Below are 22,344 nucleotides of genomic sequence, written 5' to 3' on the forward strand. Positions count from 1 at the left end.
GGTCTCTAGTAAACATTTTAACGTACAGCGACGTCACTAAAGGAGGTTGAGCGATTTATAGCGGTTCTAGAAAGAGAGGTATAAATGGCTCACCAATTTCATTTGTATAGATCTATCCTGTGTTAACTGAAAATTGGTGGCTTATAAAAGGAGTGGAGCTCGAATGAGTGAAAGTTTGGTTTATATAAATTGATTAGGCTGGATTGACGGTAAACTTCAGCTTGCCCTGCCGTTGAAGCTAACATCATAGCCACACAAGTTGCCATGTCACAGCCTGAAGACATGTCACAACAAGGCATGGTTTCTCCGGCTGGAACATCCTCTGCATCATGCTTACTATGATTAATAGGACTATGATTAACAGAGCTATGATCTGTAGAGTTATGGTCCATACTGCTATGAGACATGCTCATCGTCATGGCTGTTTTATCATTGTTAGGTTCTGAACCCATATCACAATGCTGATTAAAAGCCGTAAGCTGTCCCGCCACAGAAAGTAGCGTTAATAGCAAAATTATACGAATGGCTTTTGAGTTCATACTGTTAACAACTTGAGTAATGGCTATTATTCTATTGAAGTAACGCCCCAGAGGCAAATCTAATACAGTCTATTTACCTAGGTTTACAGTTAACTCTTTCCACAAAAATGGTTGATAAGGCTGTGGATAAAATGATTAGGCTCTACTCTGCGTGGGTTTTAGCTAGATTGTTGAATTTTTGACAAGCTCAGAATGTAAACAACTATACCGCTTTGTAATGCCAACTATCTAAATCAATAATTTGTTTAAAATCACTAAAGTTGGTAATTTGGATATAAATATTAAAGGGTTTATGCTCATGAGTGACTTACTAAAATCAAAACCAAATAACGACTGCACTAACACACCCTGCTCATCTATAGAGCAGTTAATTGAGCCAAAAGAGAAAGATCTGGGTGGTTTTTCGGTAAGGCGTTTATTCCCCACCGTAGGTAGAAAAGCAGTAGGCCCGTGGGTGTTTTTTGATCATATGGGCCCAGCTAGTTTTGAAGCTGGTCAAGGCATTAATGTTCGCCCACACCCACACATAGGTATCGCCACTGTAACCTACGTGTTTGAAGGAGAAATCCTGCATAGGGATTCATTGGGTAGCTATCAAACGATTACACCGGGGGATATCAACTTGATGGTTGCAGGTAAAGGCATCGTGCACTCAGAAAGAGAGCGTCCGGAAATAAGCAATACGGCTCATAGCCTTCACGCACTACAGTTATGGCTAGCATTACCTGAAGATAAAGAAGAAATGCAACCGGAGTTCCATCACTACCCTGCGGAAAACATTCCATGTGTCACTGATGAGGATGTGCAACTTAGAGTTATGATGGGGACAGCTTATGGCGTAACATCACCGGTCAAAACCTTTGCTGAAACCTTATATGTGGAAGCTGATTTTGCTTCAGAGCAGTCTTTAGCATTACCAAAAGTTCAAGAATTGGCGATATATGTGGCAAAAGGCAGCGTAACGGTAGATGACACCGTCATCAACGAGCACTCTATGGCTGTCATTAATACTTCCCTAGATGTAAGCGTTCTTGCGCAGAAAAACACACGATTAGCCATTATCGGTGGCGAAAACCTTGGCAAACGCTATATTGATTGGAATTTTGTTTCCAGCTCTAAAGAACGAATTGAAGAAGCTAAAGAAGACTGGAAAGCAGAGCGCTTTCCTAAGGTTCCAGGGGATGAGGATGAGTTTATCCCCCTCCCCTAAAACTATGCAAGTTTTACAGCGTAACTTTAACTGATTTTGAAACGTTACGAGCTTTAGCCCTGGCGCTTTCAACATCAAGGCCATTGGCTAGTGCAACACCCATACGACGCTTTCCTTTAACTTCAGGCTTTCCGAATAATCGAAGGTGAGTATCAGGTTCCAACAGTGACTCCTCAAGGTTACCAAAACTTACTTGATTCGACTCGCCCTCAACTAAAATAACTGCTGAAGCAGACGGACCATTTTGTCGAATAACAGGAATAGGTAAACCTAGTATAGCTCTAGCGTGTAATGCGAACTCGGATAAGTCTTGAGACACCAATGTCACTAAACCTGTGTCATGAGGCCGTGGCGACACTTCGCTGAAGATAGCTTCATCACCCTTAATAAAAATTTCCACACCAAAAAGTCCAAACCCACCCAAATCATTGGTCACGGCTTTTGCCATGTACTGAGCTTGCTGCAGGGCTTGTGGCGACATAGCCTGTGGCTGCCAAGATTCACGATAGTCGCCGTCTTCTTGTGTATGACCAATTGGTTCACAGAAGTGAGTGCCATTAACCGCACGAACCGTTAATAGTGTGATTTCGTAGTCAAAATCCACGAACCCTTCAACGATGACTCTGCCCTCGCCCGAGCGACCACCTTCTTGTGAGTATTGCCAAGCTTTATCGATATCTGATTCTGATTTTATCGTCGACTGGCCCTTACCGGAACTGCTCATGACAGGTTTAACAACGCACGGAATACCGACTGCTTTTACTGCTGCTTGGTACTCTTTATAGGTGTCAGCGAACTGATAAGGCGACGTTTTCAGGCCTAATTCTTCAGCAGCCAAGCGTCGAATACCTTCTCGGTCCATTGTCAGATTTGTCGCTCTGGCGGTTGGGATTACAGTGAAACCTTCTTTCTCTAACTCGAGCAAAGTTGATGTCGCGATAGCTTCAATTTCAGGAACAATTAGGTGTGGACGTTCTTGCTCTACCAGTTGCCTTAATGCGGCACCATCTAGCATGTTAATGGCAAAGCTTTTATGGGCGACCTGCATCGCTGGAGCATGCTCATAACGATCGACGGCAATAACCTCTACGCCAAAACGTTGTAACTCAATGGCGACTTCTTTACCAAGCTCTCCTGAGCCGAGTAACATGACTTTTTTTGAGGACGATGAGTAAGGAGTTCCGATTGTAGACATAGTGTTTCATATAAAATTTTTGTTTAAGGTTATCAGCGGATAATCACAGGTGCAACTTGTTTAGGAGTATGCTTAAATATTCCCATCCACTAGAAAAGGTCATATCGTGACAATGCTTAAAGCTTTTCTTATTACCAGTGTTTTTGTACTAACAACCCTTTGTCAACAAGCCAAAGGTCAACAAGTCAAAGTAGACTGCAATCTATCCCCAAAAAACATTGAGCGACTTCTCAAAGACAACCCCTCATCGATCAGTAAAAGCTGTTTTGAGAATGACCAGAATGTCGCCAGTATTATCACTCAACTGACTTTTGAATATGAAAACCCCGCTGCTGCGGCTACTTTTTTCAGCCTTTCGCAGTTACCCGAAGACAAACGTTCTATCTTGCCTAGTAAGCTTATCAGCGCCTTTCACAAAGATGTCTTAGTTAGACGCAGTCAGGGCTCATTTAAGCAACCAGGCTCCTGCGAGCAAGTTCGACAAAAATTAAAGCTCTATCAACTGGTATCAGAAAAACTTAATCTATCGCGTACGACCGTATGGGAAGACTTTCATCTAATACAAGCGTACTATCATCAACTTCTTGGTCATAAATCTGAAGCAGAGAGTGTTATAGATACAATATTTGAACAAATCCCCATTTCGGAACTCCCGGACCTTAATTTATTGTCTGACATTGGTTATGAATTAACCGATTACCAATTATCCTTTTACCTAAAGTTTTTTGATAATAGGAGAAATATAGAGCGCTTATCAAAAGATAAGAGCCAACAAGGGTTATACGAAGCAGTGCTGAAGGAACGTGCAATGTATAAACAACAGTTGAAAGCCGCATCAAAGCCCAGTAAAACAATTCGGTGCAAGTAACAAGATATGCTAAGTCAATCTGAGCTACTACAATTTAGCCGTCACATCATCCTCCCAGAAATAGATATCCAGGGCCAGGAGGCTATTAAGAGCAGTCATGTCTTAATAATAGGCCTAGGGGGGCTTGGTTCGCCTGCTGCTATGTATTTAGCAGCGGCCGGGGTCGGTGAGATGACTGTCGTCGATAACGATTTAGTCGAAACGTCAAACTTGCAAAGACAAATCATTCATCAAACAAACACCGTAGGCAAGTCCAAAACTGAGTCTGCGCGTGCTGCTATAGAATCCTTATCACCCTACACTAAGGTTAACACCATTTCAGAAAAAGCCAGTCGAGAAGTCTTGGGACAGTTTAACTCATCAAATCTTACTCTTGCGCTAGACTGTACAGATAATTTTGAAAGTCGATTTCTGATTAATGAATGGTCAGTAGCGAATCAAATACCACTTGTCTCAGCAACAGCCGTGGCCTTTTCTGGTCAACTGGCTGTGTTTAATCGTAAGCAAGAAGATGCCTGCTATCACTGCTTGTACTCGAATATGGATTTGCCAGAAGGTGACTGTACAGATCAAGGAATTTTATCGCCGGTAGTAGGCACTATGGGCAGTTTGCAAGCCACAGAAGCATTAAAGCTTATTCTTGAACTAGAACAACCAAATGGCAGCTTTTTACTGAAATACGAAAGTTTGAAAACAACATTTCAAAAATTTAAGGTTCCCAAGGATCCTAATTGTAGTGTCTGTAGTTAATACCATTTCTTAAATTTAAACCACAGCATTAAACCTATGGCTATGACTAGGCATAGGCCAGATACAAACCAAAAAGCATTGCTATCTTCTGTTCCTGGCAATCCAGCAACATTCATACCCAGCATCCCCGAAAGGAACGTTAAAGGTAGGAAGATGGCTGAAATGATCGCTAAGACATACAGTCGATTGTTTTGCTCATATCCGATTTTAGCCAGTAATTGCTCTTGAAGTGCCATAGAGCGCTCTCTGGAAAGCTCGAGGTCCTCGAGTAATCGAGCAGTTTTGTCACGGTCATCCTTCATTTCTTCCAGTAGCTCAGGGGTTAGCAGTGGGCTGTCTGTTCGGCTTAGTTTTTCAAGCGCATCTTTTTGCGGAGTGAGATAGCGTCGCACTGTAGCTGCCTGACGTCTGAGGTTACCGAGCTCTGTACCCAGCCCTCGACTATCAGCAGTTTCAATGCTTTCCTCTTGAACATCTAACTGCTCTTCAAACTTTTCAAAGAAATCTTCAATACGAATGGCTAAACGCTCTATGAGTACTGCTAAAAACTCACCTGGGGTTTTAGGGCCAATGTTGTTCTGCAAGTTTTTTATAATATCCTGCAAAGATAAACTTGAACGGTTGCAACTGGTGATCACTGTATTGTTGTTAATCCAGAGCCGTATCGAAATCATATCTTCCGGATCAGCATCAGGGTTTAGATTAACGCCACGAAGACAAATTAAAATAGACTCTTCATCTTGGTAAACGATAGGTCTTGTTTCAATTTTGAGCAGTTGTTCTTTATAAAGATTATTCAACAAGGGGTTTTCATCAAGCCACTTACAGTCTTCTTCAACGGAGTAATTCATTCTATACCAACGATAAGCTCTTGGCGCATCGTCTGTTTCAGTGATAAAGCCGCCTTTGTTAGAAATATCGAAATACTCCATTATTCTTCACCCTTATCTTGTGGTTTACTTGAATTTCTCTGGTCACTAATTGTTATTGGAAAACTGCTCTTCTCATCGAATTTAAAGTGCAAATCTCTCTGAGGAAATGCAATGACAATTCCAGCTTCTTGGAACGCCTTATTAATATTGAAGCGGATATCGCTCCGAATCACCCTAAGCTCTCTAACTGCTCCAACACTCGCCCAGAACCACAAATCAAAAATTAAAGCACTGTCACCGAAGTCTTCGAAGATAACTGATGGTGCAGGGTCATCAATTACAGATTCATGCTCCTTTAGTACTGTCTCAAGAATTTCTTTGACCTTTTCGACGTCACTACCATAAGCAACACCAACTCTTACTGAGGTTCTGATATTGGGATCGACTAATGTCCAGTTGATAAGGTTAGCTTGAAGTAAACTACTGTTTGGAACCACCATATGAGCACCATCAATTCGTCGAATCATGGTTGAACGATTACCCACCTCTATCACCCGACCTAAGTGACCATCGTACTCAACAATGTCGTTGATACGAACAGGACGTTCCGACATCAAAATCCAGCCACTGATAAAGTTATCCATGACTGTTTTTGCCCCGAAACCTACGCCAATCGCTACGGCGCCTGACATGAACGCAAAGGCAGTCAACGGAACATTAAAAAAAGATAGCACTGTCACGGTAATAATTGCGAGCAAAATAAAGAATATCAGTCGCTTTAGTATGACCAAGTTATCTTCCGCTAACTTAAACTTGGCTAATATCTTTCTAGTTATAAATCTTGAGAAGTAATGACTAAACAAAGCCGCGATAATGACAAAAAGAATTGCCAGCAAGAGCTGTGACAGGGTGACATCAAACTTGTCGCCAATGGAAAACAGTGGTTTAGAGAGTAATTCCTGCATAGTCAATATGCCTGATGGTCGTTATCAACAATCATAAGATATAAATAAATCCTTGTACAATAAAAAAACATATAAAAAAAGCCTTAACTTATTGTAAGTTAAGGCTTTTGATATTGTGACGTTACTAAATGCTATATGTCTTTATCGTTTTTCTCAAAACCTGCAATCAACTCAGGTTTAGTTTTGATTGTTATCAAGTCAGCTAAGATATTTGCTGCTTCTTTGAGTAACACATCAGGCTCGTTTGAGTCTTCATTTTCTTCATCCGTATCAGCAGTCTCCTCTTCCTCTTCTAGCTCTGCCAAGGGCTCTAGTCCTTGCATTTTGCGCTTGATGTTTTCACGCTGCAAGCGTAACTCGTCATTCTTTTGTTGTTTAGCAAGACGCTTTTCGTAATTCAACGAGACGACTTTGTTATCACGCTCAACTTTAGCACGCTCAACATCATCGACAAAGAAAGCAAACTCTTCATTCGACTCTTTGCGCTTTTCATGGCGATACTGTAAGTAAGGCATGAAGTCAGCTAAGTCTCCTGTACGCTTAAAACTGGCTGAATCAATCGTATCCCAAGCTAGAGCATTGTCGTAAGAACTTTCACCATATTTTTCTGCTTCGAAAATCGTTGGGAATTTAATATCAGGTTCAACACCTTTGTTTTGGGTGCTTTCTCCAGTAACTCGGTAGTACTTCTCGATGGTTAACTTTAGAGCGCCGACATTCAACTCTGGGTTACGTAAATAACGGTTTAAATCGGCGATACTCTGAACCGTACCTTTACCAAACGTATTTTCACCTATGACTAAGCCTCGCCCATAGTCTTGAATTGCACCTGCAAAAATTTCAGATGCTGAAGCACTAGACCCGTTCACCATTACGGCTAAAGGGCCGTCATAAAGTGTTACGCCATCTTCATCTTCTAACACACGAAGCTGACCACCGCTACTTTGTCCTTGCACCACAGGGCCTTTATCAATAAACAAGCCTACCAAGTTAACGACTTCTGTTAGAGAACCGCCACCGTTGTTTCTCAAGTCAATAATCAAGCCATCAATCGATTCTTTTTTCTGTAACTCACCAATTAATCGTGCAACATCCTGAGTCGTGCTCGTGGTTTCTTCACTTTTCTCACCATCACGAGCCGCTGCTTCAGAGTAAAATGACGGTAACTCAATAACGCCCAGATTAAACTTTTCACCGTTTTGTTCAACTTCCAAGGTATTGGATTTTGCAGCCTGATCTTCAAGCTTAATTTCTTCACGAACGATCCGGACAACTTTGGGCATACCATCGCCAGCTTCTGTGTAAGGAATAATTTGTAAACGGACAACGGTACCTGCTTCGCCTCGAATCAAATCAACGACGTCGTCATTTCTCCAACCTATAACGTCAACCATCTCACCTTTGTCGCCCTGCCCGACACCGATAATCTTGTCGTTCTTGTGGATTTGACCGGACTTTTGGGCAGGTCCTTTATTGACCACAGAGACAATTTTAGTGAACTGATCTTCTTGGGTTAGGACAGCGCCTATCCCCTGCAGCTTTAAGCTCATATTAATCGCAAAGTTCTCAAAGCGACGGGGAGTGTAGTATGTCGTATGCGGATCAATCGCAGAGCTGACGGCGTTCATGAAGTAGCCAAAAACATCTTCGCTTTTAGATTGCGATAAACGTCTAATGGCTGAGCGGTAGCGACTGGTTAACTTTTCTTTAATCTCTTCGTTAGTTTGATCAGCCAGCTTCAGGTTCAGTGCGTCATTTTTTACACGCTTGCGCCAAATTTCATTGAGCTCGTCCTCACTCTTCGCCCACTCGGCTTCTGTGCGGTCATAAACGAACTCTTCGTCTTTATCGAAATTTAACGGCTTGTCGAGTAGTTTTAGTGCATACTGATAGCGTTCGCGAAATCGTTGCTCGAATATTTCAAAAAAAGAATATGCAATTTCGATTTTGCCGGTTCTTAAAGCATCATCAAATTTGTCTTTGTAAATCTCCAGTTGCTCAATATCTGACTGGTAGAAGTAAGAACGGTTGGGATCAAATGTCTTGATAAGCTGCTTAAATGTTTCTTGCGATAATTCATCATTAAATTTCGGATGAGAATAATGACTCTGCATGAGCAAGAAAGCCACTAAACGTCCGGTTTCACGAAACTTTATCTCTGGCTCCATATTCAAGCTGGCAGGAGCTGGCAAGGAATACACCTCTTCGTGTAGTTCCTTATCAAACTTTTTAGGGGACTTGCTAGCGCTAGAGTCTGCTATAGCTGTGAAGGAGATACTCAGAGTAAATACCGCTAATAGCCATTTCTTATCTATCATTCAATAACCTTTATTTGTTTTAAGCGTCTTAAGAATAGACTGTCGTACCTTTCTAAGGTTGCGTAAATTTACGTAAAATACAAGTATTAGAGTGTTAAAAAGTGTGATTCTCAGAGTATTGATGTAAAAAAAGGGCCCTAAAGCCCTTTTTTGTTCAAAAAGCAAACACTTCTCAGCGTTCTTTGACTGGATTACATGAACGCTTGAAGCCCCGTTTGAGAGCGTCCAAGGATAAGTGCATGAATATCATGCGTACCCTCATAGGTGTTTACAGCCTCAAGATTCATAGCATGTCGAATGACATGGAACTCGTCGCAGATACCATTACCACCGTGCATGTCACGTGACATACGCGCGATATCTAGTGCCTTACCACATGAGTTACGCTTCACGAGCGAGATCATTTCCGGTGCAAAACGTTTCTCATCGATCAGGCGACCGACGCGTAATGCAGCTTGTAAGCCAATGGTGATTTCCGTTTGCATGTCTGCCAGTTTCTTTTGATAAAGCTGCATAGCTGCCAATGGCTTATTAAACTGCTTACGCTCTAAGCCATATTGGCGTGCCGCGTGCCAGCAAAACTCTGCTGCACCCATAGCACCCCAAGCAATACCGTAGCGAGCACGATTTAAGCAACCAAACGGTCCTCTTAAACCTTTAACGTCTGGGAACATGTTTTCTTCGGGTACGAAGACATCGTCCATCACGATTTCGCCAGTGGTCGAAGCACGCAAAGAGAACTTGCCATCAATTTTAGGTGCTGACAGCCCTTCCATGCCCTTCTCAAGAACAAATCCACGGATGTCGCCTGCTTCATCTTTGCCCCACACCACAAACACATCAGCGATTGGTGAGTTCGTGATCCACATTTTTGTGCCGGTTAAAGAGTAGCCACCCTCAACTTTTTTAGCGCGAGTTTTCATACTCGCTGGATCAGAGCCTGAATCTGGTTCCGTTAAACCAAAGCAGCCGACCCACTCGCCAGTTGCTAGTTTAGGTAGGTACTTTTCTTTTTGCGCTTCTGTACCGTATTCATTGATTGGGTGCATCACCAAACTCGACTGCACAGACAGAGCTGAGCGATAGCCTGAATCAACACGCTCAACTTCTCGTGCAACCAGCCCATAAGCAACGTAAGAAGCACCAGCACAGCCGTAACCGTCAATAGTAGAACCCAGCAAACCCAACTCACCAAGTTCATTCATGATTTCACGGTGAAAATGCTCGTGGCGATTCGCTTCTAAGACACGCGGCATAAGTTTGTTTTGGCAGTAATCACGGGCTGTATCACGGATCAGTCGCTCTTCTTCAGTTAACTGATCATCAAGAAGCAGGATATCATCCCAATGTTCTAGTGTGGCTTTTGACATATTCGTTTTAGTTCTAATAAATGTTGATTGGAATATACGCAATCTTAGCAAATATCACCAGTCCATAACCACTGGTCTGATGAGAACTTATGTATTTTGCGTTACGAAAGAAAAAGCCAGCTCGAAAGCTGGCCTCTGGGGTATAAAAAGTCCGTCCCTGGATAAAGCCTCCCACTGGAGATTTAAAACCGTTAATCCTTTGTAATGACCGTCTGAGCTTTATCGACCTGATTAAGCTCTAGGCCATTAGTTTTGTGATAAGTAGTAGCGACTCATTGCTACTGCGAAATCAGCACGTGACATCAATGATTGTGGCTCAAAGTGCGCAACAATCGTTGGCTCTAAGTCGAACGGTCCTTGCTCAACACTGAAGCTCACACCTAGCACACCACGGTCAATAGCGTGTTGTACGTAATGCTTTAAGCCTTCTGGAACCATGTCTTGGTCTGCGATAAAAACACGCTCGTCACCAAATGCAGCAGTCAAGTTGCTACCGTCGTAGCTTGAGTCAACACCTTCAAGGCCAAGTGATTGCATCAAAGAGTATGCAACGTCTAACTTGCTTACTTTACCTGTCGGGTCAAACGTTGAACCGCTACCTGCCATCACTGGAGCTTGTACTTGCTCGCGGTCTTTTAACGCGCTACCAGTCTGAGTTACCGCATTAACGCTAGCTGAGCTAGTTGCATTAACGTCAATGAAAGTTTGGTCAGCTGCGTCATTTGATTGACGAATACCTGCGCCAAGCGTTAGGTAATCAGCCATCTCTGCACGAGTCAGCAAACGGTCGGGTTTGAAGCCATTAGCTGTAGCGTCAACAAGCTGCTCGCTTACCGCGTGCTCAATGAAACCTTGGGCTGGATGCCCCACGACATCATCTAGACCTACGAAACCATCAGTACGAATCATTTTGATATTAGCTTGGATAGTATCTGGAGCTGCATAACCATTCGTAACACCAGCTGGGTCTAGAGCAACACCTGAAACAGAACCGATACCGCCGGCTCTAATAACCCACTCACCTGGCTCGCCTGGAGCGACTACAGCGATGTTTTCACCCAGTACTGGCAATGCAATACTTGAGCCGTAACGCTTGCCTGAAGGGCTTGTTAAGGTCAATGCAACCGTGTTATCCGATACTTGAGCACTTGCCATAACCAATGAGATATCACCATCTACATTGAATGGAGTGCCTGGGTTATCTCCTACTGGAGCGTAAGGAACACTGGTAGGAAAATCACGGGCTAGTGAGGTCAATGACGCTGCATTAAAATCACGATTAACTTTTGGTGTTTGACCAAAGTCTTGGCTTTCATCAAGAACCGCTTTCACTGCTGCGTACGCGTTTACATAACCCGCACCAGCTTCCCATGGCTCAAGACCTGGCATATTAGTCGCTGTATCTTGCAAGATACGCTTCACGTCACGCCAGTTTAATGATGGGTCAGCTTCAAGCATTAGAGCAACGATGCCAGAAATATGTGGTGCTGACATTGAAGTACCGCTTGAGTGCGTGTAGTAAGGAACTTGTGCAGGTGGCAACAAATCAACATCGCTATCGATGCTTAACCACGAGGTACTACCTAAAGAAGCTCGTGCAGAAGCAATATCAACGCCTGGAGCAGTAATTGTTGGGCGATCTACCCACTCAAAAGTTTCACCGTCTATTTCTACAGTGCCACCTTTACCTTTCACACCACGAGAACTAAAGTCTGCTAGGTTGCCGTCTTTATCGCCAGCCGCAACAGTTACTACCCATGGAGCTTTTTTGAAGTTACCCGTAATAGTACCTTCGCCGTTACCTGAGTTACCTGCTGAGAACACCACGATAACGCCGTTGTCACTTAATCTCTTAGTGATGACGTTTGTCGGATGGTCTGGATTAAAGTCAGAGCCTACATCGCCAGTGCTACCAAAAGAGTTAGAGATAACACGAATGTTATATTCAAACTGGTGGCTTAGAGCGTAGTCAAAACCGCCTAGCGTATCTAAAATAAATAAACCTGCACCTGAACCATAACCGATGATTTTAGCGCCAGGAGCAACACCTTCTTGCTCGCCACTCGACATGCTGCCATTACCACCGATAGTACCAGCAACGTGTGTACCATGACCGCCACCAATATCAGTGTTAGCAATGTTTTCTTGGTAAGTAATAGGTGCTAAATCGCTGAATGAGCGTAAGTTCGTTTGTGCGAGAACGTTTTGCACAACGTGATTTGGGTATTTTAGATCAGGGTGAGTACCATCAACACCTGAGTCATTGACGACAACACCAATGCCTCGACCAGAGAACGGCATGCCTTGGCTACGCAAACTTCTGTCTGCACGCAAGCGATCAACGCCTGTTAGCTGAGTTGCACCTTGGTTGTCATAAGTCAGTTCTGAGTTGTGCCAAACCGAGCGAACATCATCGCGCTCGTAAATAGCTTCAATTTGAGACTTAGTCGCCAATAAACCAACGATTGGCACGTTTTGTAGACTGACGCCTGAAGTCACGCCTAACTGTTCTAGTGCGTTTAACTGTAATGGCGAAGCTGGACCGTTACCTTCGAAAGTCACGATGACTTCGAATACTTGAGTTTCTGACGCCGTTGGAAGCATTTCAGTTAACTCAGGACCTAAAGATTTTGCTGACAAGCCTAAAGAACTAACACCAAGCCCCGCTGCAAGTACTGCTGCGTGCAATGGCTTAGATTTAAAAATTGATGTTTTTTTCATGTTTCATGTACCCATTTAGTGATTCCTAATTGAGCATGCCTGAAACAAGATATGGTGGGTATCGGGGAAAACCCCTAGAAAATTATGTGTTACTACCTATAGTGACTGGTAGGTCCAGATGGGCGAAGTTTTGTTTTCTAAATCAATAGCTTATGCTGTGCGGCGTACTTAACTAATTCTGCAGAATTTGCAACATTGAGCTTATCAAGTACCTTCCCACGATGATTTTCAGCAGTTTTCACACTAATGTCTAAAATCTTGGCGATTTCTTTAGTCGTTTTACCGTCCACAACTAAATGGAAAACCTCTCTTTCTCGCTTGGTAAGGTTTTTATAGGGGTCGCTCCACTTTTCAGGTTGTGTATATTGGTTTGCTAGGACTTGAGCCGCATATTGACTAAAGTAACTCTTACCGCTGGCCAAGGTTTTCACTGCCTGTATCAATTCCTCACTGGCGCTGTCTTTTAGCAAATAACCGGACGCCCCAGCTCTGACCATGTGGATAACGTATTCTTCTTCTTCATGCATGGTAAGCACTAAAATACGGCAGTCTGGCAATTTTTGGTGAATGCGTTTAACCACTTCCATGCCGTTAAGTTCTGGCATACTAATATCAATAACCGCAATTTGTGGCTCCAACTCAAATGCTTTTTCCACTGCTTCAATTCCATTGGAAGCCTCCCCAACGACCACGCAGTCATCATCTTTTGCAAGGATACTCACTAAACCTTGTCGTAATATCGTATGATCGTCAGCCAGCAATACTCGAATCATCGTCAATTTGTCCCCATCAATAACATCTTTATTTCACTTCCCTCACCTGGCGCCGACTGAATCATCAACTGCCCACCAAAGGCAGCGACTCTGTCTTGCATTGCTGATAATCCAAAGCCATCAGGACCAAGCGCCTTGTCGGTATCCATACCTACACCATCATCAATGACTTTGACCATGAGCAAACTCGGCTGAGCGACAACTTGGACTTTTATATGATCAGCATCAGCGTGTTTAATCGCATTGGTGATAGATTCTTGTACCACCCGAAACACGAGTGTCTGTGTTTCACCGTCCAACTCTCGCATCAGTTGAGTCTCTAAAGTGATATCTGCCTTCTCTTCTTCTCGCATTACGCGTGTTAACCAGTTCAAAGCAGGTTCCAGACCTAAGTCATCCAAAATTCTGGGACGCATCAATCGAGAGATTTTCCGAGTATCGCTAAGTGCCTGTCTTGCTAACTCCAGGCTGTCTTGTAACGTGGATTGAACCTCTCCTGAAACGTTCCCCTTGCAAGTCAATTCCAGCTGATTAATCAAGGCCGTTAGCAACTGCCCCACTCCATCATGTAGCTCACGCGCGATATGCTTTCGCTCATCTTCCTGCACGCGCCAAACACGCTTAGCTAAACTGCGCATCTGAGTATTTCCACTAGCCAAGTTTTCAGCTATTTGATTTTGCTTCAAACTTAGCGCGTCAAGCATTTTGCTTATTTCATCACTCTTTGTCATTGATTAACTCCGTAAACCGATCGAGTTTTGACTCGTCATTTGAAAAGAAACGTCCTTGCAATGAAATAAAATGTTGCTGTTGTTGTTCTGATAATTGTTGTTTTAATTCGGTAAAGCTTTTCACAGCTGCTAAGGCGTGCTGTTCTGCTTTTTCTGGATTTTTGATCATGCCGTAATAAATACTTTGCAAACGCTCTATCTGATAATTACGCCAATAGGTTCCAACACCTCTTTTAAGCATGACAAGCTGATCTAATGTGGTTTTTAAAGCATCTGCATCATTTGCTTGGGCATGAAAGTAACCGGACAGTATGAGTTTTCTTATGAGGTAGTAACGGTGCAACTCAAGATCAAACTGCTCAAACTGTTGAATGGCTTGATTGAATGAACCCTTATCAACGTTTTCACTTGATGACAACAGGAGGGTCTCTAACTGGTGGATTAGATGCTCCAAGGCCGCTTTCGTAGTCACTTGCTTTAACTGTGCTTCCGAGTCTAATACCTTTATATCATTCTCCTCAGAACTCATGCTATAGAGATCCAAGCGGGAGGTTAAGGTGTCGAGTCTAAACTGTTGGGATCGATTGTTCTCCTGCCCAACCAATGGCTCAAGTTCTGACAGTACGGTTCTTACGTTCTCATAATCCCCTGTGGAAAGCGACCAGTCAGCAATCCATAACCCAAACTCAACTTGCCCACGTATGTCTTGTCGCTCTTTAAGCTCGCTCTTTATCGTTTCTAACTCTAAGATTGGCTGCTCAAAATTACCTTGCAGAAAAGCAATTTTTGCTAAGTAAGCTTTGGCAACGATGGTTTCTTCTGTCAGGTTCAACTCTTCGGATTTCTCAAGGGCCGACTGATACATCTGATATGCTTCTTGCCAATTACCTTTTTGGAGCTCAAGCTGAGCCATATTTTCATTGACCCGAATCACTCCCACGGGGTCATCGACTTTTTCGTAATAAGCTTTTGCTTGTTCCCAGTAGATCGTCGCCTGCTCTTCATCTGAAAGGAGAAAGAATATATAGGCGACATTGTTTAAGCTTTCAGCTTTTAACCAATCATCATCAAGTTTCATGCGAATACTTAACGACGCTCTGAAGTGTTCCAAGGCTTTTGTGTAAGCACCCTGCTCTTCCGCAATAACACCAAGCTCGTTAAATAGATCCGCCTGCTTGATAGCATCATTACGCGACTCATTAACGTCCAATGCTCTAAGCAGACTGTCTTCTGCTTGCTGATACTGACCTTTTACTGCATACACTGAGGCCAGATTGGATAAACTAGTGACTACCCCACGGGCATCATTCACCTTTTCTCGCTTAACAAGACCCTGCTGGTAATAATCCAATGCCATCTCGAGCTGACCCAATCGATGATACGCAACGCCAAAGGCATTCAGCACATCGCCTTCTAGCTGTACATTTTTAAGTTTCTTCGCTGTCACAAGCGCTTTAACTAAGTAATTATCTACTGCCTCTTGGGTATTGCCTTGCCAAATAGCTACTTTTGATAGCTCATACCAAGCTAGGGGGTGGTTCTCATCTTTGTCGACGATGGCTGTTAAAGCCTGCTTAGCGTCTTCAAGTAACTGTTGTTCTGTGTACAGCTGTGCTAGATCGAATCGAATTTCATTGTTATTAGGCAGCTGCTTTAGTATTCCTTGGTAAGTCGCAATTGCAGCCTCATTATCGCCAGCTATCAACTCCAGCTCTGCTTGGGTTTTTTTATGTACCAATGAATTTTCGCCAGAGGTTTCCAGAGCCTTTTGCAAAGCCGATTCAGCCGCTAAAATATCACCACTTTCAGCTTCAATTTGGCCCAACTGCAACCAGCCTTTGCTGTAGCTCGGAGCGTTGGCTAACAGTGATTCAAGCTCAGCTTTAGCACGTCGCTTCTCACCTTTCTGTAACAAGACCTCCAGCTCCGATAAACGCTGTAAGTCGATGCTGTCCGGGAGGCTGGTAGATGTCTCAATAGGCTTCAAGCCGAATTGCTTGTTAACGGCAGCAGCCAAACCGCTTAACTCTTGCGCTAGATCATCCTTGCTCGATTGAAACTCTAGAATGCTGGTACTGACGACATTGTTACCAGTCACTTGCAAAAACTTAACATTGACTTTGAACTTGCTTGGACCAATCGGGGTTACCTGCGTATTTAAAAGATAGGAGCTCTGTGTTAAATCACTAATAACCTTCAATTTCGCATCGTCCAGAGGTTGTTTATAACCGAGCAGGTCAAGTGTATTTCTCGAACGCTCATGACCAACCACCCTAAGTTCAGGGATTTGCGACAGCTCATCAGAGAGTAAAGACGGCAAGCCGTCAACTAACCAAGAGGCAGTAGCCTTAGTCTCGAAGGGCAATACCGCTAGTGAGTTTTCATTGGCTACATCAGCAATCATCGAGTCGTTATTCTCTTGAGATCCATTTTCAGCTTGATCAGAGCCTGTATACCAATAGATACCAATGACAACAGCCAGTACAAGCGCAAAAGCAGAAACTACAGACACAAATGGTGGTTTATTGCTAGGGTTGCTGCTTTCGCCTATTAGGTTCTTTATACCCCTTACATCAGTAGGTCGAGAGGAAGGTAATGGTGCTGTACATTGCTGTATAACCTTTTGATATGTTGCAAAGGTCTTGGGAAGTTTCACCTTTTGTTGTTGCTGTTTTTCTTTTAATAGCTCTTCCTGCGTTTGTGCCTCATAAGGGGGCTTGCCAATAATTAGCTCATAAAGAATAAGCCCAAAAGCGTACAGATCAATGCTGTCCGACTCTTTACCTGATTCAATATATTCAGGTGGCGAGTACAATGGTGTTCCGCTAATGATGCTGGACACTTCGTCACCTATTGCGCTGGCAATCCCAAAATCAGCAATATATAACTGGTTATTGTGATCAATCAGAATATTGTCAGGCTTTAAGTCTTTGTGACGGATACCTTTTGACTCAGTAACCTCGAGGGCAGAAAGGAGCTGCGTGGTAAAGTTTTGAATATCTTGAAGTGCTACAACAGAGTTTTCTTTGAGCCAATCATTTAACGTTTGTCCTTCGATCCAGTCCATGGTGATGAAATGAGTGTCGCTATCTTCATAATACTCATGAACACGAACAATATTAGGATGCGACAGTTGCCTTAACGTTAGAATTTCATTCTTAAAATCACGCAAAGATGTGGAGTCAAGCAAGTGTTGGTGCAACACTTTTATCGCAACCGTGGTATCAAGTTGTAAATCAGTCGCTTTATAGACACAACCAAAACGTCCGCAACCTTGAATTGATTGTATTTTGAATCGACCCACTAAGACCGAGCCGGTCTCTAGGGTCGCTAATTTGGAAAGAACTTGGGTTTCTTTTAACGAACCGGACTTAGTATCGGGATCTAAGTCATCATGCCCCATTAATCTGCACTCCTGTGGCTAATAGCCAAAATAAGTTTTGCTCAGAAAGTAACACTAACTTATTAGTGTACTGCTAATATTTGCTCTTTAATTGGTTGTTTTTCTGCAAATATATGCTCTGGAATATCACTTAATATAGCAGATATTTCGTTTTGTAAAACAATAGCTTCAGAATTAATTTTAATTTGCTCAGAAACTAAGTTGAGAATCTCTAGATCAAGTTCCGTGAGAACCTTATTGGCTTCTTTACTGTCAGTATAAACAACACCAACCAGGTTATTGCCTGAAAGCAAAGGAATACATGCCAATGCAGCGATTTGTTTGCGTTGAATACTTTCACGAGAAGCTAGTGCATGCTCTAACTTGACATCCATAGCAAGTACCGGGCTGCGCTGCTGAAGTGCTTTTTGCATCGCACCAACACTACCTTCAAACGAACGCGTATGGAAATCTTTCTGCGTCATGCCTTTAGAAGCACAAACAGTTAAATTCTCCGGCGAGTTACCAAGCATCACTAAACCGCGCTGAGTACCAGTAAGGTTAAGTAATGAGTATAACTGTTCATCGAGTGCTTCTAATAAAGACTGATGAGCCAACTCGTTGTAAGATTTTCTAGACTGCTGGATCCGCCAATGATTATGAGCATCAATAGCCTCTAATTGTTGCTTAGATTTGAGCTCAAATAGGCAATCAATATCGCCCAATGAAATGATGTCATTGGATGAGAGCTGCTGATCGTCAACTTTTTGCCCATTAATTTTGACACCATTTGCGCTTAGACTATCTTTTAAAAACCACTGTTCACCTTTTGCGGTAACGAAGGCGTGCTTGCGTGACACGCTCGGGTGATTAAGCCTAACCTCACAATCCAAGTCTCTCCCGACTTGATAGTGAGAATCTTCGAACAGTACGCTTTCCCTAGCCGGCTTATCAGGATAACACGCTGTTATTCTGGCTGGCATAACCTTAAAACCTCAATTAATTGATTAAACGCAAACTAAAACGAAGGGTATTCGCTAGTGCCATGAGCTCACCTGCGACATTGTCAATATCGCGGCTTGAGCGCCAGACATCAGGAATATCAATGCCTCTAGCTGCTTCTACCAATTGTTTAAATTCATTTAACTTATTACTGGCATGAACATAGTTCTGCTGAGTAATTAATTGTTGGACTTCAGTCAGCTTCGCATTAAGCGAAGTGTAAGTTGCTGAAGACATTTGAGAAGAAAAGTTGCTAAGCGTAGAGCTTAAATTACTCATTTTGGTGTTAACCACAGTCGTTGGTAATCGAAGGTCTGCCAAGATGAGGAATTGAGAAAACTTACCCGTTGTACCTCTTGCTCGGTAACTTCCCGACCCCATGGTCATAGTGATATCTCGGAACTGCCCGCCTAAAGGCGCTTTAAACAACCTTAACGGTGTTCCTGCAGTATACTCTAAATTATGAGTATGAATATCGACCGTTACTAGACCTTCAAAGGCCAAGCCTTGTGTCGACGGTGGTTCAACGGTAATAAGCATCGGAAAAGCACTAAGCAAGTTAGTGTCAATAGTTGATGGCAATCGGTTCAAAATGCTCAAATCGGTAATATCAATGACTTCCGCGGTTAACCCGATGCTGTTTTCATTTAAGCCAATAGCATCTTCGAATGTGATGGTGAAATCAGCTTCAATGCCACCAGCAAGCTCGATTACCGCTTCAATTTTATTCCCTCCATTGACTGTTAATTCAACTGGCGAACCCTGCACAGTTGCACATAAAAAGCACGCAGCAATGGTAACCGACAAGCGGCTAAGGAAATTTGACATTATATACCTCCAGTGAGCTAAAAACGCCCTTTCTTACTGAACTAACATTACTTTAAGTAATAAAGGGCTTGCCATCAAAATACTTATATTTAACTCTTTTTGCAACAAATTCTTAACATGGGACTAACGGCAAAAGCAGGGAAATCACCCTGCAATTACCTTTCGAATCAAACACTTATTGATAATAGCTATCGTAAGTTCTAGCAATAATTACAGCATAAGCACCGCGTGAAACTGTATCACTTGGCTTAAAGCGTGCAACAAGTGTTGGCTGTAGGTCAAACGGCCCCTGCTCTACATCAAACTCCACGCTCAGCAGTGATAAATTAAGCGCAGCTTGAACATGTCCACGGAGCTCAACAGGGATGCTTGCTTGATCAACCACCGGAACTGCTTGGCCATTGTATTGAACCGTAATATCACTGTCTGCATACTGCTCTGCTTCAGACTGTAGTCCTAGTGACTGCACTAAAGAGTAAGCAAGTTCAGCTCGGTTCACACTCGCATTTGGCTCAAAATCACTACCTGAGCTACGAACGACGGCATCTTGCGAACGTAGTGCGTCTTTCAAGGCTGCCGCTGGAGCACTGACCGCTTCAGCAAACGCCGCCGCATCACCAGACACATCTGCAAAGTTGACGCTAGGTTCGTTCAATAAGTCTCTATATTGGCGCACAGCTGCACCCATCACTAGGTACTGGGCTAAATCAGCTTTAGTCAGATCAGCGTCCGGCTGGTAATTACCATTGATATCACCGTCAACTAAACGCTCGCTAACCGCGAACTCGATAGCTCCTTGAGCAGGATGACCATTGATATCATTGAGACCATCGTATCCGCCAGATTTAATGAGCGTGATATTGCCGGTAATCGTTTCAGGAACGCCTGGGCCATTAGTGATACCTAAAGGATCTGCTTCAACACCTGACAAAGACGTCAAGCCATAGCCTTCAATACTCCAGATACCTTGTTGACCTGGCGCCGAAACACGCATATTCGTACTCAACACAGGTGTAGTTAAGTTACCGAAATATTCAGTACCATCTGGTGCCGTTAACTTTAGTTTAGTCGTATTGGCTAGGTTTTGTGCTGCTGCTGAAACAAAAGCTACGTCTTTGCCCACGTAGAATTCATATTCATCAGGGTTTCCAACAGGGATATAGTTAACACTGAATGGAATCGGCTCGTCGGCAGGGATTAGAATAGCGTTAGCATTAAACTCATTTAGGTTGTTTACCGTAACATCGTAGCCACTATCATAATCCAGTGCCGCTGCTACAGCTGCGTGAGCATTGACATAACCGCCACCAACTTCCCATTTTTCAAAACCAGGCATATTGGTCGCTGTTTCCATGATCAGTTGCTTAATTTCTAGTGGTGTTAGGTTTGGGTTGGCTTCAAGCATCACTGCAGCGATACCAGCGACGTGAGGTGTCGCCATCGAAGTGCCTGAAATCATGGTGTAGTACGGTAGGTATTCTGGCTCGATAGCGTCAACATCATCTGCGCCACCATTAGAAACAACATTCGTTTTAGCACGAGATGAAATAATATCGACACCCGGTGCAACGACTGACACTTTGTTGTGGTAAGTCCACTCAGTGCCGTCTGGCATGGTAAAAGTACCCTGCTCGTCTTTTTTACCGCGTGATGAAAAATCAATTAACGTGCCACTTTTAGTACCAGCGCCAACAGACATGCCCCATGGGATTTGTGCGTATGGGTTGTGAGTATCTTCGCCAGGGCCGTCATTACCCGCAGCAAATACAGATAATAAGCCTTGCTTGTAAGCAACGTAAGAAGACACAGAAATCGGGCCGTCTGGCTCGTACTTGCCGCTCGAACCCCATGAATTACTCATGATTCGGATCGGGCTATTAAAGTCATAAAGATGCGTCAAGGCATAGTCATAGCCGCCTAGTGCGTCTAAGATCGATAAACCTGCGCCAGAACCGTAACCTACTAAGTCTGCATCAGGTGCTGCGCCTTTATGTTTACCATCAGAATGAGCCCCTGTACCAGCTACTGTTCCTGCACAGTGTGTACCGTGGCCAACATTCAAATCTGTATTAAGCTGATCTTCTATCCATGTTCCACGAACAGGGGTAAGAGTCAGTGCTTGGGCATGTGTAATTGCCTGTACGTTTTGAACGACTTTTGTGCCGAACTCTAAATCATCAAGCGTTGCGTCAATACCAGAGTCGTTCACCATCACGGTAACGCCTTTACCAGTAAAGGTTGTACCGTTTAAAGCACGAAACTCATCACTTTGGACTCGCTCAACACCTGTAATGATTCGAGAATCTGCATTGTAGTATCTCAGACTTCTATTCGCGAATACCGAGCGTACGCCGTCCAGCTCGCTAATAGTTTGAATTTGTGCAGGTGTGGCTTTAACACCAACCACTGGTAATGACTGAAACTGCACACCTTCACTAAGGCCGAGGTTTAATAGTTGTTGCATCTGATTGCTATCCACCTTGTCCATTTGGTCAAAGGTGACAACCGCCATAACAGAATCGGTAGGGTTTAAACTTAAAAGGTCTTGCTTTAACTGGCTGCCGATAACAGCATCAGCCGCAGCATTAAGACTAAAACCTGCTAACGCAGCAGATAAAGCCAATTTTGATAGAGATTTATTCATAGCACCTAGCTCCAGTTCAGTTGTCGGTTTAATTACCGTTATTTATGTTTGTTATTAACAGAACTTATTTGACCTGAATGTAGATATATTTGGAATGAGGGTTATCCCCTATAGAGCACTCCTCATTTGCCCTAAAACCGCTTAAAACGTGACCGTAATCACAAAAAAATGGGGCG

At 43.3% G+C, this 22,344-nt stretch carries 16 protein-coding genes; 3 read left to right on the top strand and 13 right to left on the bottom strand.

Features of this window, described 5'->3' with window-relative positions; all coding sequences use genetic code 11:
* Nucleotides 1-122 precede the first annotated feature (122 nt).
* A complete protein-coding gene (locus KFK88_RS10010) occupies nucleotides 123-539 on the bottom strand; it encodes a hypothetical protein (protein WP_223579186.1) in 417 nt (138 codons plus the stop codon).
* Nucleotides 540-837: 298 nt separating this feature from the next.
* Here KFK88_RS10010 and KFK88_RS10015 point away from each other — a divergent pair, with 298 nt between their 5' ends.
* Nucleotides 838-1,749 (top strand): pirin family protein, encoded by a 912-nt coding sequence (locus KFK88_RS10015; protein ID WP_223579187.1) that lies wholly within the window; start codon nucleotides 838-840, stop codon nucleotides 1,747-1,749.
* 13 nt (nucleotides 1,750-1,762) lie between these two features.
* Here KFK88_RS10015 and purT read toward each other — a convergent pair whose 3' ends face one another.
* Complete coding sequence (gene purT / locus KFK88_RS10020; protein WP_223579189.1) at nucleotides 1,763-2,944, bottom strand: formate-dependent phosphoribosylglycinamide formyltransferase; 1,182 nt, start codon at nucleotides 2,942-2,944, stop codon at nucleotides 1,763-1,765.
* Nucleotides 2,945-3,050: 106 nt separating this feature from the next.
* Between purT and KFK88_RS10025 the strand changes: the two genes are divergently transcribed.
* The gene (locus KFK88_RS10025) at nucleotides 3,051-3,812 is read left to right on the top strand and encodes a hypothetical protein (RefSeq protein ID WP_223579191.1); all 762 of its coding nucleotides are present in this window, start codon (nucleotides 3,051-3,053) and stop codon (nucleotides 3,810-3,812) included.
* A 6-nt stretch (nucleotides 3,813-3,818) separates the two neighbouring features.
* Complete coding sequence (locus KFK88_RS10030; protein ID WP_223579193.1) at nucleotides 3,819-4,562, top strand: HesA/MoeB/ThiF family protein; 744 nt, start codon at nucleotides 3,819-3,821, stop codon at nucleotides 4,560-4,562.
* On the opposite strand, the gene KFK88_RS10035 is transcribed toward KFK88_RS10030, so the two are convergent.
* The 11 genes from KFK88_RS10035 to KFK88_RS10085 all read right to left on the bottom strand — a co-directional run bounded on the left by KFK88_RS10035 (nucleotide 4,559) and on the right by KFK88_RS10085 (nucleotide 22,168).
* Nucleotides 4,559-5,494 carry a zinc transporter ZntB gene (locus KFK88_RS10035; protein WP_223579196.1) on the bottom strand — a complete coding sequence of 312 codons (936 nt, stop codon included), beginning with the start codon at nucleotides 5,492-5,494 and terminating at the stop codon, nucleotides 4,559-4,561. The genes KFK88_RS10030 and KFK88_RS10035 overlap by 4 nt on opposite strands.
* Complete coding sequence (locus KFK88_RS10040) at nucleotides 5,494-6,399, bottom strand: mechanosensitive ion channel family protein (RefSeq protein WP_223579199.1); 906 nt, start codon at nucleotides 6,397-6,399, stop codon at nucleotides 5,494-5,496. The genes KFK88_RS10035 and KFK88_RS10040 overlap by 1 nt, the downstream gene beginning before the upstream one ends.
* A 131-nt stretch (nucleotides 6,400-6,530) precedes the next feature.
* On the bottom strand, nucleotides 6,531-8,717 hold the full coding sequence (locus KFK88_RS10045) for a carboxy terminal-processing peptidase (RefSeq protein WP_223579201.1): 2,187 nt from the start codon (nucleotides 8,715-8,717) through the stop codon (nucleotides 6,531-6,533).
* 191 nt (nucleotides 8,718-8,908) lie between these two features.
* Nucleotides 8,909-10,087 carry an acyl-CoA dehydrogenase gene (locus KFK88_RS10050; RefSeq protein ID WP_223579203.1) on the bottom strand — a complete coding sequence of 393 codons (1,179 nt, stop codon included), beginning with the start codon at nucleotides 10,085-10,087 and terminating at the stop codon, nucleotides 8,909-8,911.
* Nucleotides 10,088-10,333: 246 nt separating this feature from the next.
* On the bottom strand, nucleotides 10,334-12,808 hold the full coding sequence (locus tag KFK88_RS10055; protein ID WP_223579205.1) for a S8 family serine peptidase: 2,475 nt from the start codon (nucleotides 12,806-12,808) through the stop codon (nucleotides 10,334-10,336).
* Between the two features lie 137 nt (nucleotides 12,809-12,945).
* Entirely contained in the window at nucleotides 12,946-13,581 is a 636-nt protein-coding gene (locus KFK88_RS10060) for a response regulator transcription factor (RefSeq protein WP_223579207.1), read from the bottom strand.
* Between the two features lie 2 nt (nucleotides 13,582-13,583).
* Nucleotides 13,584-14,312 (bottom strand): sensor histidine kinase, encoded by a 729-nt coding sequence (locus tag KFK88_RS10065; RefSeq protein ID WP_223579209.1) that lies wholly within the window; start codon nucleotides 14,310-14,312, stop codon nucleotides 13,584-13,586.
* A complete protein-coding gene (locus KFK88_RS10070; protein ID WP_223579210.1) occupies nucleotides 14,299-17,715 on the bottom strand; it encodes a serine/threonine-protein kinase in 3,417 nt (1,138 codons plus the stop codon). The genes KFK88_RS10065 and KFK88_RS10070 overlap by 14 nt, the downstream gene beginning before the upstream one ends.
* A gap of 62 nt (nucleotides 17,716-17,777) precedes the next feature.
* Nucleotides 17,778-18,677, bottom strand: coding sequence for an FHA domain-containing protein (locus tag KFK88_RS10075; RefSeq protein WP_223579211.1), 900 nt, complete (start codon nucleotides 18,675-18,677; stop codon nucleotides 17,778-17,780).
* A gap of 16 nt (nucleotides 18,678-18,693) precedes the next feature.
* Nucleotides 18,694-19,524, bottom strand: a complete 831-nt coding sequence (locus tag KFK88_RS10080; RefSeq protein WP_223579212.1) for a DUF6689 family protein — start codon at nucleotides 19,522-19,524, stop codon at nucleotides 18,694-18,696.
* A 175-nt stretch (nucleotides 19,525-19,699) separates the two neighbouring features.
* On the bottom strand, nucleotides 19,700-22,168 hold the full coding sequence (locus tag KFK88_RS10085) for a S8 family peptidase (RefSeq protein ID WP_223579214.1): 2,469 nt from the start codon (nucleotides 22,166-22,168) through the stop codon (nucleotides 19,700-19,702).
* Between the last annotated feature and the right edge of the window lie 176 nt (nucleotides 22,169-22,344).

The organism is Kangiella taiwanensis (assembly GCF_020005165.1).
Lineage (GTDB): Bacteria > Pseudomonadota > Gammaproteobacteria > Enterobacterales > Kangiellaceae > Kangiella > Kangiella taiwanensis.

Excerpts from the sequence above, each read along its gene's own strand:
- KFK88_RS10010 (WP_223579186.1), bottom strand. The coding sequence starts at position 539 with ATGAACTCAAAAGCCATTCGTATAATTTTGCTATTAACGCTACTTTCT.
- KFK88_RS10015 (WP_223579187.1), top strand. The coding sequence starts at position 838 with ATGAGTGACTTACTAAAATCAAAACCAAATAACGACTGCACTAACACA.
- purT (WP_223579189.1), bottom strand. The coding sequence starts at position 2,944 with ATGTCTACAATCGGAACTCCTTACTCATCGTCCTCAAAAAAAGTCATG.
- KFK88_RS10030 (WP_223579193.1), top strand. The coding sequence starts at position 3,819 with ATGCTAAGTCAATCTGAGCTACTACAATTTAGCCGTCACATCATCCTC.
- KFK88_RS10035 (WP_223579196.1), bottom strand. The coding sequence starts at position 5,494 with ATGGAGTATTTCGATATTTCTAACAAAGGCGGCTTTATCACTGAAACA.
- KFK88_RS10040 (WP_223579199.1), bottom strand. The coding sequence starts at position 6,399 with ATGCAGGAATTACTCTCTAAACCACTGTTTTCCATTGGCGACAAGTTT.
- KFK88_RS10045 (WP_223579201.1), bottom strand. The coding sequence starts at position 8,717 with ATGATAGATAAGAAATGGCTATTAGCGGTATTTACTCTGAGTATCTCC.
- KFK88_RS10050 (WP_223579203.1), bottom strand. The coding sequence starts at position 10,087 with ATGTCAAAAGCCACACTAGAACATTGGGATGATATCCTGCTTCTTGAT.
- KFK88_RS10055 (WP_223579205.1), bottom strand. The coding sequence starts at position 12,808 with ATGAAAAAAACATCAATTTTTAAATCTAAGCCATTGCACGCAGCAGTA.
- KFK88_RS10060 (WP_223579207.1), bottom strand. The coding sequence starts at position 13,581 with ATGATTCGAGTATTGCTGGCTGACGATCATACGATATTACGACAAGGT.
- KFK88_RS10065 (WP_223579209.1), bottom strand. The coding sequence starts at position 14,312 with ATGACAAAGAGTGATGAAATAAGCAAAATGCTTGACGCGCTAAGTTTG.
- KFK88_RS10070 (WP_223579210.1), bottom strand. The coding sequence starts at position 17,715 with ATGGGGCATGATGACTTAGATCCCGATACTAAGTCCGGTTCGTTAAAA.
- KFK88_RS10075 (WP_223579211.1), bottom strand. The coding sequence starts at position 18,677 with ATGCCAGCCAGAATAACAGCGTGTTATCCTGATAAGCCGGCTAGGGAA.
- KFK88_RS10080 (WP_223579212.1), bottom strand. The coding sequence starts at position 19,524 with ATGTCAAATTTCCTTAGCCGCTTGTCGGTTACCATTGCTGCGTGCTTT.
- KFK88_RS10085 (WP_223579214.1), bottom strand. The coding sequence starts at position 22,168 with ATGAATAAATCTCTATCAAAATTGGCTTTATCTGCTGCGTTAGCAGGT.